General features: G+C 58.6%; 16 protein-coding genes and 1 riboswitch. Of the genes, 8 read left to right on the forward strand and 8 right to left on the reverse strand.

Annotated features, from left to right (window positions below; translation table 11 throughout):
* From thiS to AS136_RS25025, 5 genes are all read right to left on the reverse strand, one after another.
* Positions 1–201 carry a sulfur carrier protein ThiS gene (gene thiS / locus AS136_RS25005; protein ID WP_008807998.1) on the reverse strand — a complete coding sequence of 67 codons (201 nt, stop codon included), beginning with the start codon at positions 199–201 and terminating at the stop codon, positions 1–3.
* The gene (gene thiF, locus AS136_RS25010; protein WP_023323452.1) at positions 185–940 is read right to left on the reverse strand and encodes a thiazole biosynthesis adenylyltransferase ThiF; all 756 of its coding nucleotides are present in this window, start codon (positions 938–940) and stop codon (positions 185–187) included. Before thiF ends, thiS begins: the two co-directional genes overlap by 17 nt.
* Positions 933–1,568, reverse strand: a complete 636-nt coding sequence (gene thiE, locus AS136_RS25015; RefSeq protein ID WP_008807996.1) for a thiamine phosphate synthase — start codon at positions 1,566–1,568, stop codon at positions 933–935. The genes thiF and thiE overlap by 8 nt, the downstream gene beginning before the upstream one ends.
* Positions 1,568–3,463 (reverse strand): phosphomethylpyrimidine synthase ThiC, encoded by a 1,896-nt coding sequence (gene thiC / locus AS136_RS25020; RefSeq protein ID WP_023323453.1) that lies wholly within the window; start codon positions 3,461–3,463, stop codon positions 1,568–1,570. The genes thiE and thiC overlap by 1 nt, the downstream gene beginning before the upstream one ends.
* A gap of 86 nt (positions 3,464–3,549) precedes the next feature.
* Positions 3,550–3,674: riboswitch (TPP riboswitch) on the reverse strand.
* A 53-nt stretch (positions 3,675–3,727) separates the two neighbouring features.
* Positions 3,728–4,225 carry an Rsd/AlgQ family anti-sigma factor gene (locus AS136_RS25025; protein ID WP_002884324.1) on the reverse strand — a complete coding sequence of 166 codons (498 nt, stop codon included), beginning with the start codon at positions 4,223–4,225 and terminating at the stop codon, positions 3,728–3,730.
* 93 nt (positions 4,226–4,318) lie between these two features.
* Here AS136_RS25025 and nudC point away from each other — a divergent pair, with 93 nt between their 5' ends.
* From nudC to AS136_RS25055, 6 genes are all read left to right on the forward strand, one after another.
* Positions 4,319–5,092: an NAD(+) diphosphatase gene (gene nudC, locus AS136_RS25030; RefSeq protein ID WP_008807994.1), complete on the forward strand. Its 774-nt coding sequence runs from the start codon at positions 4,319–4,321 to the stop codon at positions 5,090–5,092.
* A gap of 40 nt (positions 5,093–5,132) precedes the next feature.
* Complete coding sequence (hemE, locus tag AS136_RS25035) at positions 5,133–6,197, forward strand: uroporphyrinogen decarboxylase (protein WP_008807993.1); 1,065 nt, start codon at positions 5,133–5,135, stop codon at positions 6,195–6,197.
* A gap of 12 nt (positions 6,198–6,209) precedes the next feature.
* Positions 6,210–6,881: a deoxyribonuclease V gene (nfi, locus tag AS136_RS25040; protein WP_008807992.1), complete on the forward strand. Its 672-nt coding sequence runs from the start codon at positions 6,210–6,212 to the stop codon at positions 6,879–6,881.
* Positions 6,882–6,923: 42 nt separating this feature from the next.
* Complete coding sequence (locus AS136_RS25045; protein WP_012543208.1) at positions 6,924–7,514, forward strand: YjaG family protein; 591 nt, start codon at positions 6,924–6,926, stop codon at positions 7,512–7,514.
* A 186-nt stretch (positions 7,515–7,700) separates the two neighbouring features.
* Positions 7,701–7,973 carry a nucleoid-associated protein HU-alpha gene (gene hupA, locus AS136_RS25050; protein WP_002884342.1) on the forward strand — a complete coding sequence of 91 codons (273 nt, stop codon included), beginning with the start codon at positions 7,701–7,703 and terminating at the stop codon, positions 7,971–7,973.
* 12 nt (positions 7,974–7,985) lie between these two features.
* The gene (locus tag AS136_RS25055; RefSeq protein ID WP_012969176.1) at positions 7,986–8,681 is read left to right on the forward strand and encodes a DUF1481 domain-containing protein; all 696 of its coding nucleotides are present in this window, start codon (positions 7,986–7,988) and stop codon (positions 8,679–8,681) included.
* A gap of 3 nt (positions 8,682–8,684) precedes the next feature.
* On the opposite strand, the gene zraP is transcribed toward AS136_RS25055, so the two are convergent.
* A complete protein-coding gene (zraP, locus tag AS136_RS25060) occupies positions 8,685–9,122 on the reverse strand; it encodes a zinc resistance sensor/chaperone ZraP (RefSeq protein WP_012543206.1) in 438 nt (145 codons plus the stop codon).
* 259 nt (positions 9,123–9,381) lie between these two features.
* Here zraP and zraS point away from each other — a divergent pair, with 259 nt between their 5' ends.
* Together zraS and zraR are read left to right on the forward strand one after the other, a co-directional pair.
* Positions 9,382–10,776 carry a two-component system sensor histidine kinase ZraS gene (zraS, locus tag AS136_RS25065; protein WP_023323454.1) on the forward strand — a complete coding sequence of 465 codons (1,395 nt, stop codon included), beginning with the start codon at positions 9,382–9,384 and terminating at the stop codon, positions 10,774–10,776.
* Positions 10,763–12,094, forward strand: a complete 1,332-nt coding sequence (zraR, locus tag AS136_RS25070; protein WP_023323455.1) for a sigma-54-dependent response regulator transcription factor ZraR — start codon at positions 10,763–10,765, stop codon at positions 12,092–12,094. The genes zraS and zraR overlap by 14 nt, the downstream gene beginning before the upstream one ends.
* Here the strand turns inward: zraR and purD are convergent.
* Complete coding sequence (purD, locus tag AS136_RS25075) at positions 12,084–13,379, reverse strand: phosphoribosylamine--glycine ligase (protein ID WP_023323456.1); 1,296 nt, start codon at positions 13,377–13,379, stop codon at positions 12,084–12,086. The genes zraR and purD overlap by 11 nt on opposite strands.
* Before the next feature lie 15 nt (positions 13,380–13,394).
* Positions 13,395–14,984: a bifunctional phosphoribosylaminoimidazolecarboxamide formyltransferase/IMP cyclohydrolase gene (gene purH / locus AS136_RS25080; protein ID WP_022064764.1), complete on the reverse strand. Its 1,590-nt coding sequence runs from the start codon at positions 14,982–14,984 to the stop codon at positions 13,395–13,397.
* Between the last annotated feature and the right edge of the window lie 373 nt (positions 14,985–15,357).

The following is a 15,357-nucleotide window of genomic DNA, read 5'->3' on the forward strand; positions in this document are numbered from 1 at the left end:
TCAGCCTCCAGCGATAACCTGAAAAAGCAGGATCCGATCGCCTTCCTGTAAGAGATGATCTTCCCACCGGTCGCGCGGCAGGATGTGTTGATTAAGCGCCAGCGCAACGCCCGGCTGCAGCTGTTCGAGCTGGGTCAGCAGGGCGCTGACGCTGAGATTGTCGGCACATGCCAGCGGCTCGTCGTTAAACCAAATCTGCATGCCGCCCTCCGCACACCGGGCAATTCCGGGAGCGCTGTAGCGCCAGATTACGCCAGTTGCTGGTGCGGGCGTCGAACAGCCGCAGGGTATTACGCGGCGTCGTCATGCCGCTGAGCAGCTTAATCGCCTCCAGCGCCTGCAGCGTGCCCATCATGCCGACGACCGGGCCGACGATCCCCGCGGTGCGGCAGTTGCGCTGCGGTTCGTCGCTATCCGGCCACAGGCAGCGATAGCAGCCCTGCGTCCAGGGGGGAGTGAGCACCATCAACTGACCGCCGAAGCCGACGGCGCTGGCGGTCACTAACGGGGTGTCGAGGGCCACACAGGCGGCGTTGATTGCCTGGCGGGTCACCATGTTATCGGTGCAGTCCAGCACCACGTCCGCTTTCGCCACCTCAGCGCGCAGCGCCTCGCCGCTCAGACGTTGCTGGAGCGCAACCAGTTTGATCTGCGGGTTTAGCTGACTGAGCCGGGTCTTTGCCGCCGCGGCTTTTGGCCGGTCGATATCCTCGCTGGTGAACAGGATCTGCCGCTGCAGGTTGCTGAGATGCACGGCGTCGTCATCGGCCAGGGTCAGCGTCCCGACGCCCGCTCCGGCAAGATAGAGCGCCGCCGGGGAGCCCAGCCCGCCAAGGCCGATAATCAGCACCCGGCTGGCTAACAGTTTCTGCTGACCCTCGATGGCAATATCCTCCAGCAGCAGCTGGCGGCTATAGCGCATAAAGTCGTGATCATTCATCGCCCGCTCCCGCCAGCGCCAGCAGCTGGTCTGTCGCTGCCCGCCAGTCCGCCGCCTGGGTAATAGCGCTGACCACCGCGATGCTGCCGACGCCGGTCGCCAGTACGCCCGGCGCTTTTTCCAGACTGATGCCGCCGATCGCGACGGTGGGGTAATCCGCCAGGCGTTGAATATGTCTGGCTAGCTGGTCGAGGCCCTGCGGCGCGGAAGGCATCTGTTTGGTTTGCGTCGGGAAGACATGGCCCAGCGCGATGTAAGAGGGGCGCGCCGCCAGCGCGACATCAATTTCCATATCGTCGTGAGTGGAGACGCCGAGACGCAGTCCGGCTTTGCGGATAGCGCTCAGATCGGTGGTTTCCAGATCTTCTTGCCCCAGGTGTACCCCGTAGGCCTGATGCTTAATCGCCAGCTGCCAGTAATCGTTAATGAACAACCGGGCGTGATAGCGGCGGCCAAGGGCGATGGCGGCGATCACGTCATTCTCCACGTCGCTGTCACGTTGGTCTTTGATGCGCAGTTGAAGAGTACGCACTCCCGCCTCCAGCAGGCGCTCAATCCACGCCACGCTGTCAACCACCGGGTAGAGTCCAAGACGAAATGGGACGGGTGGAAAATCAGGTTGATACATCAGGCTTCCTCCTGTTTCAGGTAGATTTCGCCGCCACGGGCGCGGAAGTGATGCGACATATCGGCCATGCCAGCTTCGATATTTTGCTTCGCGGCGTAGTCGCGGACTTCCTGGGTGATTTTCATCGAACAGAATTTCGGCCCGCACATGGAGCAGAAATGGGCGACCTTGCCGGACTCCTGCGGCAGGGTTTCATCGTGATAGGCCCGCGCGGTGAAGGGGTCGAGCGCGAGGTTGAACTGGTCTTCCCAGCGGAATTCGAAACGCGCTTTGGACATCGCGTTGTCGCGGATCTGCGCCCCGGGGTGGCCTTTCGCGAGGTCGGCGGCGTGGGCGGCGATTTTGTAGGTAATCAGCCCCTGTTTCACATCCTCTTTGTTGGGCAGGCCGAGATGCTCTTTTGGCGTGACGTAGCACAGCATCGCGCAGCCAAACCAGCCAATCATCGCCGCGCCGATACCGGAAGTGAAATGGTCGTAGCCCGGCGCGATGTCGGTGGTGAGCGGGCCTAAGGTGTAGAATGGCGCTTCGTGGCAATGCTCCAGCTCTTCGGTCATATTGCGGCGGATCATCTGCATCGGCACGTGGCCGGGGCCTTCAATCATCACCTGCACGTCATACTCCCAGGCGATTTTCGTCAGTTCGCCTAGGGTGCGCAGCTCGGAAAACTGCGCCTCGTCGTTGGCGTCCTGAATCGAGCCGGGGCGCAGACCATCGCCGAGGGACAGCGACACGTCATAGGCGGCGCAGATTTCACAGATTTCGCGGAAGTGCTGGTAGAGGAAGTTTTCCTGATGATGCGACAGGCACCACTTGGCCATGATGGAACCACCGCGCGACACGATACCTGTCAGGCGCTTCGCGGTCATCGGCACGTAGCGCAGCAGTACGCCGGCGTGAATCGTGAAGTAGTCGACGCCCTGTTCGGCCTGTTCCAGCAGGGTATCGCGGAAGGCTTCCCAGGTCAGGTTCTCGGCAATGCCGTTGACCTTCTCCAGCGCCTGGTAAATCGGAACGGTACCAATCGGCACCGGGCTGTTGCGCAGGATCCACTCGCGGGTTTCGTGGATATAGCGGCCGGTGGAGAGGTCCATCACCGTGTCGGCGCCCCAGCGGGTTGACCAGACCAGTTTTTCCACCTCCTCTTCGATGGAAGAGGTCACCGCCGAGTTGCCGATATTGGCATTCACTTTCACCAGGAAATTGCGGCCGATAATCATCGGCTCAGATTCCGGGTGGTTGATGTTGGCGGGGATGATGGCGCGTCCGGCGGCAACTTCATCGCGGACGAACTCGGGGGTAATGTTTTCCGGCAGGCGGGCACCGAAGCCTTCCCCGGCATGCTGCTGGCGCAGAACCTCGCTGCGGATACGTTCGCGACCCATGTTTTCGCGAATGGCGATGAACTCCATCTCCGGGGTGACGATCCCCTGGCGGGCGTAGTGCAGTTGGGTAACGCATTTCCCGGCGACGGCGCGTTTGGGCGTCAGCAAGCCGCTGAAGCGCAGCTCATCGAGACCGTCATCGGCCAGCCGCGCTTTGGTATAGGCCGAGCTGCGTTCGCTGAGCGGAGCGCAGTCGTTACGCGCGTCGATCCACGGCTGGCGCAGCTTTGCCAGCCCCTGGCGGACATCAATGCCAATATCCGGGTCGCCATAAGGGCCGGAGGTGTCATATACCGGGATCGGTTCATTGGCTTCGTACCGGGGGTTATCTTTATCGCCGCCGACGAGGGTCGGGCTGAGCTGAATTTCACGCATCGGGACGCGGATATCCGCTTGTGAGCCGTGAACGTAGATGCGGCGTGAATTGGGAAAAGCGGTACCTGCCAGCGTATCAATGAATCGCTGCGCGTGCTCGCGTTGTTCCCGACGGGTGAGTTTGGTAGTAGACATAGCGCATTCCAGTTAAAAAAGGAGATGGCTTGTCAGACGACGGATGGAGTAACAGATGCGACCGGTCCAGAACGGACAGGTGCGACCAGCAGTTTACTCTTGTTCCCTTCGCAGGTATTAGCCTGATCAGGTTCCGCGGATCCCGAATTAACGGTCTCAGCCTTTTCCACTTTAGCCAGCGCATGGAAAATAGGCACTCCGACAAGATGACGTCCCCTCCGGAGAGGGGGAATGGAGGTAAACTACTCGTTAATTGCGCACAACTCAAGCGGTCGGCGCAATATTATCGCGCACGTCGTTGCTCAGATTATGCGCGACGGCGAGGGCGATCAGTTTATCCTCCAGCGCGAAACGTGCTTCCAGCGACTCGCCGATATCCGACAGCGCCTGCTGAAATTCAAGGTAGTTATCGTGATCGATAGCGTTTTCGAGGCAGGTATCGTAGTAGTCCATCATCTGCTGGGTATTGGCTTCCAGCTGTGGATAAAGCCGGGTGGCGGCTAAAAGTGGGGTATCGCCTTCCATTTCGCCAATAATGCGTTCATAAATACTAAAATGACCGGATGAGAGGTAATCCACCAGACTTTGGCAAAAGTCATCCAGCGCCTTTTCGTTTAGCCGCATAAATGACTCTTTGCCCGGTTTCAGGCCAACCAGATTGTAGTAAGCCACGAGCAGATGCTTACGCACTTGTAGCCAGCGATCGACCAGTTCATTACTACCGCCAACGCGCTCCGTCAGATTTTCCAGCTGGTTTAGCATGATTGACTCCGCTAGTTTTGATTTAAATCTGCTCACCAAAATGTAAATATAATGTTAACAACATGCCAGTGAAGCAAAGGTAGTGCAATAGATATGGATCGTATTATTGAAAAATTAGATCGCGGCTGGTGGGTTGTCAGTCACGAACAAAAATTATGGTTGCCTGGTGGAGAATTACCACATGGCGAAGCGGTTAATTTCGATCTTGTCGGACAGCATGCGCTGCATATTGGCGAGTGGCAGGGCGAGTCCGTCTGGATGGTGCGCCAGGATCGCCGCCATGACATGGGATCGTTACGCCAGGTTCTGGATCAGGATCCGGGTCTCTTCCAGCTGGCGGGGCGAGGGATCCAGCTCGCCGAATTTTATCGATCGCATAAATTTTGCGGCTACTGTGGCCATCCGATGCATGCCAGCAAAAGCGAATGGGCGATGCTGTGCAGCCACTGCCGTGAACGCTACTACCCGCAAATTGCCCCCTGCATTATCGTCGCTATCCGTCGCGATGATTCGATCCTGTTGGCGCAACATACCCGCCATCGTAACGGCGTGCACACCGTGCTGGCCGGGTTTGTCGAAGTGGGTGAAACCCTTGAGCAGGCGGTGGCCCGCGAGGTGATGGAGGAGAGCGGCATCAAGGTGAAAAACCTGCGCTATGTGACCTCTCAGCCGTGGCCGTTCCCGCAGTCGCTGATGACCGCCTTTATGGCGGATTACGCGGATGGCGATATCGTGGTCGACAAAAAAGAGCTGCTGACCGCGGACTGGTACCGCTATGACAATCTACCGCTCCTGCCACCGCCAGGCACGGTGGCGCGTCGGCTTATCGAAGATACGGTGGCGATGTGTCGGGCAGAGTTCGAGTGACATGTTACACTGGGCGCATCAACGCTAAAGGAATGTAAAAATGACCGAACTGAAAAACGATCGTTACCTGCGCGCGCTGCTGCGTCAGCCGGTTGATGTCACCCCGGTGTGGATGATGCGCCAGGCGGGCCGCTATTTACCGGAGTACAAAGCCACCCGTGCGCAAGCGGGCGACTTTATGTCGCTGTGTAAAAATGCCGAGCTGGCCTGCGAAGTGACGCTCCAGCCGCTGCGCCGTTACCCGCTGGATGCGGCGATCCTCTTTTCGGACATCCTGACGATCCCGGACGCCATGGGTCTGGGGCTGTACTTTGAAGCTGGCGAAGGTCCGCGCTTCACCTCGCCGATAAAAAGCAAAGCCGACGTCGACAAGCTGCCAATCCCGGATCCGGAGCAGGAACTGGGCTATGTCATGAACGCCGTGCGTACCATTCGCCGCGAACTGAAAGGCGAAGTGCCGCTGATCGGCTTCTCCGGTAGCCCCTGGACGCTGGCGACCTACATGGTGGAAGGCGGCAGCAGCAAAGCGTTCACTGTGATCAAAAAGATGATGTACGCCGAACCGCAGGCGCTGCATGCGCTGCTGGAGAAGCTGGCGAAGAGCGTCACCCTGTACCTCAACGCGCAGATCAAAGCCGGCGCGCAGTCGGTGATGATTTTCGACACCTGGGGCGGGGTGCTGACCGGTCGCGACTATCAGCAGTTCTCGCTCTACTACATGCATAAAATTGTCGATGGCCTGCTGCGGGAGAATGAAGGCCGCCGCGTGCCGGTGACCCTGTTCACCAAAGGCGGTGGCCAGTGGCTGGAAGCGATGGCGGAGACCGGCTGTGATGCGCTGGGACTCGACTGGACCACCGATATCGCCGATGCTCGCCGTCGCGTAGGTCACAAAGTGGCGCTCCAGGGCAATATGGACCCGTCGATGCTGTATGCTCCCGCCCCGCGTATTGAAGAGGAAGTGGCGACTATTCTCGCCGGCTTCGGCCAGGGCGAAGGCCATGTCTTTAACCTTGGTCACGGCATCCATCAGGATGTCGACCCGCAGCATGCGGGCGTCTTTGTTGAGGCGGTGCATCGTCTTTCCACACCCTATCATCAATAGGAGATAAGCCGTATGGATTTAGCCGCGCTACGTACCCAACAACAACAGTTAGCCGCGTCGGTCGAGCGAGCGGATCGACTGGATCGCGACCCGCCGGCGTTGATCGGCGGCGCGGATGTCGGGTTTGAGCAGGAAGGGGAAGTGACCCGGGCTGCGATGGTGCTGCTGACCTGGCCTGAGCTTGAGCTGGTGGAGTATCAGGTGGCGCGCGTCGCCACCACCATGCCCTATATTCCCGGCTTTCTCTCGTTTCGCGAAACACCTGCGCTGCTGGCGGCGTGGGAGCAGCTTTCGCAAAAACCGGACCTGCTCTTCGTCGACGGCCACGGTATCTCCCATCCCCGGCGGCTCGGCGTCGCCAGCCATTTTGGTCTGATGATTGACGTGCCGACCATCGGGGTGGCGAAAAAACGGCTGTGCGGAAAAATCGGCGAACTGGGTGATGAGCCCGGCGCACTGGCCCCGCTGATGGATAAAAATGAGCAACTGGCCTGGGTCTGGCGCAGCAAAGTGCGCTGCAACCCGCTGTTTATTAGCACCGGTCACCGGGTGGGCATGGACAGCGCCTTAATGTGGGTTGAGCGCTGCATGCGAGGCTATCGTCTCCCCGAGCCGACGCGCTGGGCCGATGCGGTGGCGTCCCGTCGTCCGTCGTTTGTGCGTTGGCAAGCAAATCACGGCTGATTCAGGTACACTGCGCCTAATTTCTGACTTCGAGAATTCATCATGTTACAAAACCCGATTCACCTGCGCCTGGAGAAGCTGGAAAGCTGGCAGCATGTCACTTTTATGGCCTGCCTGTGCGAGCGTATGTACCCTAACTACGCCATGTTCTGCAAGCAAACCGAGTTCGGCGACGGCCAGCTGTACCGTCGTATCCTGGACCTGATCTGGGAAACGCTGACGGTTAAAGATGCGAAGGTGAATTTCGACAGTCAGCTGGAGAAGCTGGAAGAGGCCATCCCGGCGGCAGATGATTTCGACCTGTACGGTGTTTACCCGGCTATAGACGCCTGCGTGGCGTTGAGCGAACTGATCCATTCGCGTCTGAGCGGTGAAACACTTGAGCACGCGATTGAGGTGAGCAAGACATCCATCACCAGCGTGGCGATGCTGGAAATGACCCAGGCCGGTCGCGAAATGACCGATGAAGAGCTGAAAGCGAACCCGGCGGTAGAGCAGGAATGGGATATTCAGTGGGAAATTTTCCGCCTGCTGGCCGACTGTGAAGAGCGTGACCTTGAGCTGATAAAAGGTCTGCGCGCGGACCTGCGTGAGGCCGGTGAGAGCAATATTGGTATAAATTTTCAGCAGTGAGACCAGAAAACGTGATTTACCGCCTGAATTGTAGCGTCTGAAGGCTTCCATTCCGCCCCCCGTCTGGTCTACATTTGGAGGGCGAAAAAAAGTGGCTATCGGTGCGTGTATGCAGGAGGGTGCTTTTTTGGCATTTCCGTCGCACTCGATGCTTAGCAAGCGATAAACACATTGTAAGGATAACTTATGAACAAGACTCAACTGATTGATGTAATTGCGGACAAAGCTGACCTGTCCAAAGCACAGGCTAAAGCTGCCCTGGAATCTACCCTGGCTGCAATTACTGAGTCTCTGAAAGAAGGTGATGCTGTTCAACTGGTTGGTTTCGGTACCTTCAAAGTGAACCACCGCGCTGAGCGTACTGGCCGCAACCCGCAGACCGGTAAAGAGATCAAAATCGCTGCAGCTAACGTGCCGGCATTTGTTTCTGGCAAAGCACTGAAAGACGCAGTTAAGTAAGACCGCGTGGCAGTGAACAGTTTTATCGAAGGGGCTATTAAGCCCCTTTTGTCTGTCTGGCGCCGGCCTCTGGCGCTGGCGGGCATCCTGTTGCTGACTGCCTGCAGCCACGACGCCTCGCTTCCACCGTTTACCGCCAGCGGTTATGCGGATAATCAGGGGGCGATGCGTATCTGGCGTAAAGATTCAGGTGATGAAGTCCATCTTCTCGCCGCTTTCAGCCCGTGGCGTCACGGGGATACCTCGACCAGTGAATATCGCTGGCAGGGCGATCAATTGACGTTTATCGAACTCAATGTCTACGGTAAGCCGCCGGAACATATTCGCGCCCGCTTCGACGCGCAGGGCGATCTCAGCTTTATGCAGCGGGAAGTCGACGGGCAGAAGCAACAGCTCTCCAGCGACCAGGTCGCACTGTATCGTTATCGCGCCGAGCAGATCCGCCAGACCAGCGATGCTCTCCGCCAGGGACGCGTCGTCCTGCGTCAGGGGCGCTGGAACGCTGCCGCGCATACCGTGTTGACCTGCGAAGGTCAGACGGTGAAGCCTGACCTCGATAGCCGGGCCCTGGCGCATATTGAACGTCGCCAGAGTCATTCCTCCGCCGCGGTGAGCATCGCCTGGCTGGAGGCGTCTGAAGGCTCTCAACTATTGCTGGTCGCCAATGAAAACTTCTGCACCTGGCAGCCGACAGAAAAAAGCTTCTAACGATTACCAGTGGTTCATGCCCCTATGACCACCGCCGTTACCGCGGCAGCCGTTGTATCCCATTCCTGCGCCACGGGGAACGCCCGCCTCAGCCAGGGCGACATCAAACTTCACCCGCTGCTGATCCAGCTTCTGGCGTAAGCCTTCCATCTCCTGAGCGACAGCTTCAATCTTTCCACTGTCCGGCTTTTGCGTCGTGAGCAGCGCATTGTACTCATAGCGTTTGGACTGCAGCTGCTGGCGCAGGGCGCTGGTTTGCGCAGCGTAATCGTTATGCAGCTTTTGCGCGGTAGCCTGCTGCTCCTGGGTCAGCTGGCTGTAACCCTGCGCGCCCATTCTGTTGTTATCGCCCCAGTGATGGTTGGCCCAGGCCGCGTTGCTGCCAAAGGTCAGTGCGGCAAGGGTGACGAGGGTGAGAGGTAAGTTACGGTTCCGTTTCATGGCATTATCTCCTGTGTGGTTTCTCTCGTTATTGCATCTTCCATGCCAGCCTGAAAAAGCCCGCCCGTACGGGCCTGCCGGAGGAGCCGATGGGGAAGGTGAGTAAAAATGACCCGTTCCTGGCGGGTCAGGTGGGTCATTTTTACTCGCTAAACCGCAGGCGATATGTTTGAGAACAGGATTGACGGCGTGGGAAAATGGCATGATTTCTGCTGAAGGATCCTGCAGAAAGCGAAAAAGAGATGACAAGGACTCACCGATGAAGATCAAACCTTTCTCCCGGCACGCCACTGCGGACGCCCTGAGCTGGCTGCTGACCGGCACAATGGTGCTGTTGGTCATGCTGTTCTCCGTAATGATCGTCCGCGACTATGGTCGTGAGACGACCGCCGCCCGACAAACCATTGAGGAGAAGGGGAGCGTGCTGATCCGCGCGCTGGAGTCTGGCACGCGCGTCGGGATGGGGATGCGTATGCATCATGCGCAACTGCAGGCCCTGCTGGAAGAGATGGCCTGGCAACCCGGAGTGCTGTGGTTCGCGGTGACCGATGAAAACGGTAAAATCATCGCCCATAGCGATCCGCAACAGGTGGATAACGCGCTGTACAGTCCGGCGCAGATGCGCGAACTCCACGTGAGCGAACAGGCCCGCTGGCGCCGGCTTAACGAACCGCAGCCGGCACTGGAGATCTATCGCCAGTTCCGCCCGCTCAATCCTGCTCGCGGCCATCATATGGGGATGATGAATCGCGGCAACAGCGCGCTGGCTCAGCCCACTGTCCCGCAGGTGATTTTTATCGCATTTGATAGCCGCGAGCTGGATGCGGCGCAGGCCCGCGGCCAGCGTAACATGATGATCATGCTGGGCGCCGCGGCGCTGGTCATCGCGGCGACGATCCTCGCTCAGTTCTGGTTCCGCCGCTATCGTCGCTCACGCCAGCAACTGCTGGAGGCGATGGCCCGCAAAGAAAAGCTGGTGGCGCTTGGCCATCTGGCGGCGGGTGTCGCGCATGAGATCCGCAATCCGCTCTCTTCGATTAAAGGGCTGGCGAAGTATTTTGCCGAACGCACTCCCCCAGGCGGCGAAGCGCAGCAATTAGCCCAGGTGATGGCGAAAGAAGCCGACCGCCTGAACCGGGTGGTCAGCGAGCTGCTGGAGCTGGTCCGGCCCGCGCATTTAAATTACCAGCCGGTGGATATCAACGCGCTTATCCGGCACTCATTGCAGCTGGTAAGCCAGGATGCGCAGAGTCGCGGGATCGCGCTGCAATTTACTCCGCGCCCTGAGTTAACCACGATCAACGCCGATGCTGACCGCCTGAACCAGGTGCTGTTGAACCTGTACCTGAACGCGATGCAGGCGATTGGCCGTGATGGCGTCATTCACGTATCGGCAAGCGAAACCGATCGTCAGCGGGTGAAAATCGTCGTCACGGATAGCGGTAAGGGGATGAGCGATGAAGAGCTGCAGGCCATCTTCACACCGTATTTCACCACCAAGGCGGACGGCACGGGGCTGGGGCTGGCGGTGGTACAGAATATTATCGAACAACATGGTGGGACAATCCGCGCCGAAAGCCAGCCGGGGGCCGGAGCGATATTTACGCTTTGGTTACCGGTGGAGGCTCAACGGAGGGAAGATGAGCAGCGATAAAGTACAGATTCTGGTTGTCGATGATGACGTCAGCCACTGCACGATCCTGCAGGCGCTGCTGCGCGGCTGGGGCTATCAGGTGGCGTTAGCTCACAACGGCCTGCAGGCGCTGGAGCAGATCCATCAGCAGGTCTTCGACCTGGTGCTGTGCGATATCCGTATGGCGGAGATGGACGGTATCGCGACGCTAAAAGAGATTAAGGCCTATAACCCGGCGATACCGGTGCTGATCATGACGGCGTTTTCCAGCGTTGGCACGGCGGTAGAGGCCATTAAGTCCGGGGCGCTGGATTACCTGGTCAAACCGCTGGATTTTGACACCCTGCAGCAGACGCTGGTTCAGGCGCTGGCGCACACGCAACAGAGCGAGAGCGATCCCAGCGTTGCGACGGATTCACGGTGGGGCATGATTGGTGATAGCCCGGCGATGCGGGCGCTTATCAACAATATTACGCTGGTGGCGCCCTCGGATGCGACGGTGCTGATCTGCGGCGAATCGGGAACCGGTAAAGAACTGGTGGCGCGCGCCATTCACGCCTGCAGCGAACGCCGCGAGAAGCCGCTGGTGACGCTAAACTGCGCGGCGCTGAATGAGTCGCTGCTGGAGTCCGAGCTGTTCGGTCATGAAAAAGGGGCGTTTACCGGGGCGGAACGGCGGCGGGAAGGGCGTTTTGTCGAGGCGGATGGCGGCACGCTGTTCCTCGATGAAATTGGCGATATCTCACCGCTGATGCAGGTGCGTCTGCTACGGGCGATTCAGGAACGCGAGGTGCAGCGCGTTGGCAGTAACCAGACGCTTTCTGTCGATGTGCGGCTGATTGCCGCCACCCATCGCAATCTGGCGGAAGAGGTGAGCGCCGGGCGTTTTCGCCAGGATCTCTATTACCGCCTGAATGTCGTGACCATTGATATGCCGCCGCTGCGCCGGCGCCGGGAAGATATTCCGCAACTGGCGCAACACTTTCTTAAGCGCTATGCCGAACGCAATCGCAAAACGGTGCAGGGGTTTACGCCGCAGGCGATGGATCTGCTGATCCACTACCCCTGGCCGGGTAATATCCGTGAACTGGAAAACGCGGTGGAGCGGGCGGTGGTGCTGCTGACCGGAAATTATATCTCCGAACGAGAACTGCCGCTGGCGATAGCGGGCATGCCGTTGCCGTCGGGTGGTAGCGAGAACGCGCTGATTCAGCCGTTAGTGGAAGTTGAAAAAGAGGTGATTCTGGCGGCGCTGGAAAAAACGGGCGGCAACAAAACTGAAGCCGCCCGTCAGTTAGGCATTACGCGGAAAACGCTGCTGGCAAAACTTAGCCGTTAGCTTTTTCACGTTCGATGGCGCGCCAGCCGATATCGTTACGGCTAAAGCTGCCGTCCCAGCGAATATCGGTCAGCAGTTGATAGGCGCGCTGCTGCGCCTGCGCCACGGTTTCACCCAGCGCGGTCACGCACAGCACGCGCCCGCCGTTGGTGACGACGCGCTGGTCGTCTGCCAGTTTGGTGCCGGCATGGAAGACTTTACCATCTGCCGCTTCCTGCTGCGGCAGGCCGAAGATCTCATCACCCGTGTTGTAATTGCCCGGATAGCCGCCGGCGGCAACCACCACACCCAGCGACGCGCGGTCATCCCACTCGGAGGTTTTCTCGTCCAGTTTGCCCGCGCAGGCGGCGAGGCACAGATCTACCAGGTCGGACTTCATGCGCAGCATGATCGGCTGGGTTTCCGGATCGCCAAAGCGGCAGTTGAACTCAATTACCTTCGGGTTACCCTGTTTGTCGATCATCAGACCGGCATACAGAAAACCAGTATAGGTATTGCCTTCAGCGGCCATGCCTTTCACGGTTGGCCAGATAATCCGCTCCATGGTGCGCTGATGGACTTCATCAGTCACGACCGGCGCCGGAGAATAAGCGCCCATCCCACCGGTGTTCGGGCCGGTATCGCCGTTGCCGACGCGTTTGTGATCCTGGCTGGTGGCCATCGGCAGGACGTGCTCGCCGTCGACCATCACAATAAAGCTGGCCTCTTCGCCATCGAGGAACTCTTCAATCACGATACGGTGGCCAGCATCGCCAAAGGCGTTGCCGGCCAGCATATCTTCGACCGCCGCTTCGGCTTCCTCAAGGGTCATCGCCACGATAACGCCTTTACCTGCCGCCAGACCGTCGGCTTTGATGACGATCGGCGCGCCTTTCTCCCGCAGATAAGCCAGCGCAGGCTCGACCTCGGTGAAGTTCTGGTATTCCGCCGTCGGGATATGATGACGGGCGAGGAAATCTTTGGTGAAGGCTTTTGAGCCTTCCAGCTGCGCGGCGCCTTCGGTTGGCCCAAAGATGGTCAGCCCTGCGGCACGAAACGCGTCAACCACGCCAATGACCAGCGGCGCTTCCGGGCCAACGATGGTCAGATCGATGTTCTCATCCTGCGCAAAGCGAAGCAGCGCCGTAATATCGGTGACGCCGATGGCGACGTTTTGCAGCGCCGGCTCCAGGGCGGTACCCGCGTTGCCCGGCGCGACATAGACGGTATCAACCAGCGGTGACTGGGCCGCTTTCCAGGCCAGCGCGTGTTCGCGCCCGCCGTTGCCGATTACTAATACTTTCATCTGCTGCTCCGTGAATTAATGGCGGAAGTGGCGCATGTCGGTGAAGATCATGGCGATACCATGTTCGTCCGCGGCGGCAATCACTTCTTCGTCGCGGATAGAGCCGCCCGGCTGGATCACACAGGTGATGCCTACTGCGGCTGCGGCATCAATGCCGTCGCGGAACGGGAAGAAGGCGTCAGAGGCCATGGCGGAGCCTTTCACTTCCAGACCTTCGTCACCGGCTTTAATCCCGGCAATTTTCGCTGAGTAGACGCGGCTCATCTGACCGGCGCCTATGCCGATGGTCATGTTGTCTTTGGCATAGACGATGGCGTTGGATTTAACGAATTTCGCCACTTTCCAGCAGAACAGCGCATCGCGCAGTTCCTGCTCGCTCGGCTGACGTTTGCTGACCACGCGCAGTTCGCCCGCAGTGACCATGCCGAGATCGCGGTCCTGAACCAGCAGGCCGCCATTGACACGTTTGAAATCGAGGCCGGCAACGCGAGTATCCCACTGGCCACAGACCAGTACGCGGACGTTCTGTTTCGCGGCGGTGATCTTCAGCGCTTCTTCGCTGGCGGACGGCGCGATGATCACTTCGACGAACTGGCGAGAGATGATCGCCTGCGCGGTTTCTGCATCCAGCTCGCGGTTAAAGGCGATGATGCCGCCGAACGCGGAGGTTGGGTCGGTTTTGTATGCGCGATCGTAGGCGTCGAGAATCGAGTCGCTGACGGCAACGCCGCATGGGTTAGCGTGCTTGACGATCACGCAGGCTGGCTCATTGAACTCTTTCACGCACTCCAGCGCCGCATCGGTATCGGCAATGTTGTTATAGGAGAGCGCTTTACCCTGCAGCTGGGTAGCGGTTGCCACGGAAGCTTCTTTGACATTCTCTTCTATATAGAAGGCAGCCTGCTGGTGGCTGTTTTCGCCGTAGCGCATATCCTGCTTCTTAATGAAGTTCAGATTCAGGGTGCGCGGGAAGCGGCCAGCGGCTTCTTTGCTTTCGCCGTGATAGGCCGGAACCATGCTGCCGAAGTAGTTAGCGATCATGCTGTCGTAAGCGGCGGTGTGTTCGAAGGCTTTAATGGCGAGATCGAAGCGGGTGTTCAGCGTCAGGGAGCCTTCGTTGGCGTCCATCTCATTAATGATGGCGTCATAGTCGCTGCTCTTCACTACGATAGCGACGTCTTTATGGTTCTTCGCTGCGGAGCGCACCATAGTCGGGCCGCCGATATCAATGTTTTCCACCGCGTCTTCCAGCGAGCATCCTTCACGAGCGACGGTCTGGGCAAACGGGTAAAGGTTAACGACCACCATATCGATAGGCGCAATACCGTGCTGCTGCATGATACCGTCATCCTGACCGCGACGACCGAGGATGCCGCCGTGTACTTTCGGATGCAGGGTCTTCACGCGTCCATCCATCATTTCCGGGAAACCGGTGTAGTCAGAGACTTCGGTAACCGGCAGGCCTTTATCTGCCAGCAGGCGGGCGGTGCCGCCGGTGGACAGCAGCTCGACACCACGAGCGGAAAGCGCCTGCGCGAATTCGACGATACCGGCCTTGTCAGAAACACTGAGCAGAGCGCGGCGGACTGGACGACGTTGTTGCATGGTATTAAATCCCCAGGATTTGAACATTACAGAGAGCGTTAGGTGAGTTTTTGCCTAAAAACTCACCTAACGCACCCAACCGGGCATCCGTGTCATAGCGCGGCATTGTAACGAAAACGTTTGCGCAACGCTCGCGAATTTTTATCTTTCTCTTTCAGCCACCGTTTCTTCTTTATATAGAAGCTGACCCACCGGGCTTTTGTCGCCCTTTCATCGCGCTTCTGTGGATAATTCTGTGTGTAAAAGGGTATAAAGCGGGGTTTTGCTGGGGAATGCAGCAGTCAGTCATTTTTCTGCCATTTTTCTATTGCAGGCGCTCGAGAACTCCCTATAATGCGCCTCCATCGACACGGCGGATGTGAATCACTTCACA

It is taken from the genome of Klebsiella sp. D5A (assembly GCF_001620885.1).
Classification (GTDB): Bacteria; Pseudomonadota; Gammaproteobacteria; order Enterobacterales; family Enterobacteriaceae; genus Klebsiella; species Klebsiella variicola.

Coding starts and splice junctions, on each gene's coding strand:
- AS136_RS25025 (WP_002884324.1), bottom strand. CDS start 4,225: ATGCTAAACCAGCTGGAAAATCTGACGGAGCGCGTTGGCGGTAGTAAT.
- purH (WP_022064764.1), bottom strand. CDS start 14,984: ATGCAACAACGTCGTCCAGTCCGCCGCGCTCTGCTCAGTGTTTCTGAC.
- zraR (WP_023323455.1), top strand. CDS start 10,763: ATGAGCAGCGATAAAGTACAGATTCTGGTTGTCGATGATGACGTCAGC.
- thiE (WP_008807996.1), bottom strand. CDS start 1,568: ATGTATCAACCTGATTTTCCACCCGTCCCATTTCGTCTTGGACTCTAC.
- thiF (WP_023323452.1), bottom strand. CDS start 940: ATGAATGATCACGACTTTATGCGCTATAGCCGCCAGCTGCTGCTGGAG.
- purD (WP_023323456.1), bottom strand. CDS start 13,379: ATGAAAGTATTAGTAATCGGCAACGGCGGGCGCGAACACGCGCTGGCC.
- hemE (WP_008807993.1), top strand. CDS start 5,133: ATGACCGAACTGAAAAACGATCGTTACCTGCGCGCGCTGCTGCGTCAG.
- zraP (WP_012543206.1), bottom strand. CDS start 9,122: ATGAAACGGAACCGTAACTTACCTCTCACCCTCGTCACCCTTGCCGCA.
- zraS (WP_023323454.1), top strand. CDS start 9,382: ATGAAGATCAAACCTTTCTCCCGGCACGCCACTGCGGACGCCCTGAGC.
- hupA (WP_002884342.1), top strand. CDS start 7,701: ATGAACAAGACTCAACTGATTGATGTAATTGCGGACAAAGCTGACCTG.
- nudC (WP_008807994.1), top strand. CDS start 4,319: ATGGATCGTATTATTGAAAAATTAGATCGCGGCTGGTGGGTTGTCAGT.
- AS136_RS25045 (WP_012543208.1), top strand. CDS start 6,924: ATGTTACAAAACCCGATTCACCTGCGCCTGGAGAAGCTGGAAAGCTGG.
- thiC (WP_023323453.1), bottom strand. CDS start 3,463: ATGTCTACTACCAAACTCACCCGTCGGGAACAACGCGAGCACGCGCAG.
- nfi (WP_008807992.1), top strand. CDS start 6,210: ATGGATTTAGCCGCGCTACGTACCCAACAACAACAGTTAGCCGCGTCG.
- thiS (WP_008807998.1), bottom strand. CDS start 201: ATGCAGATTTGGTTTAACGACGAGCCGCTGGCATGTGCCGACAATCTC.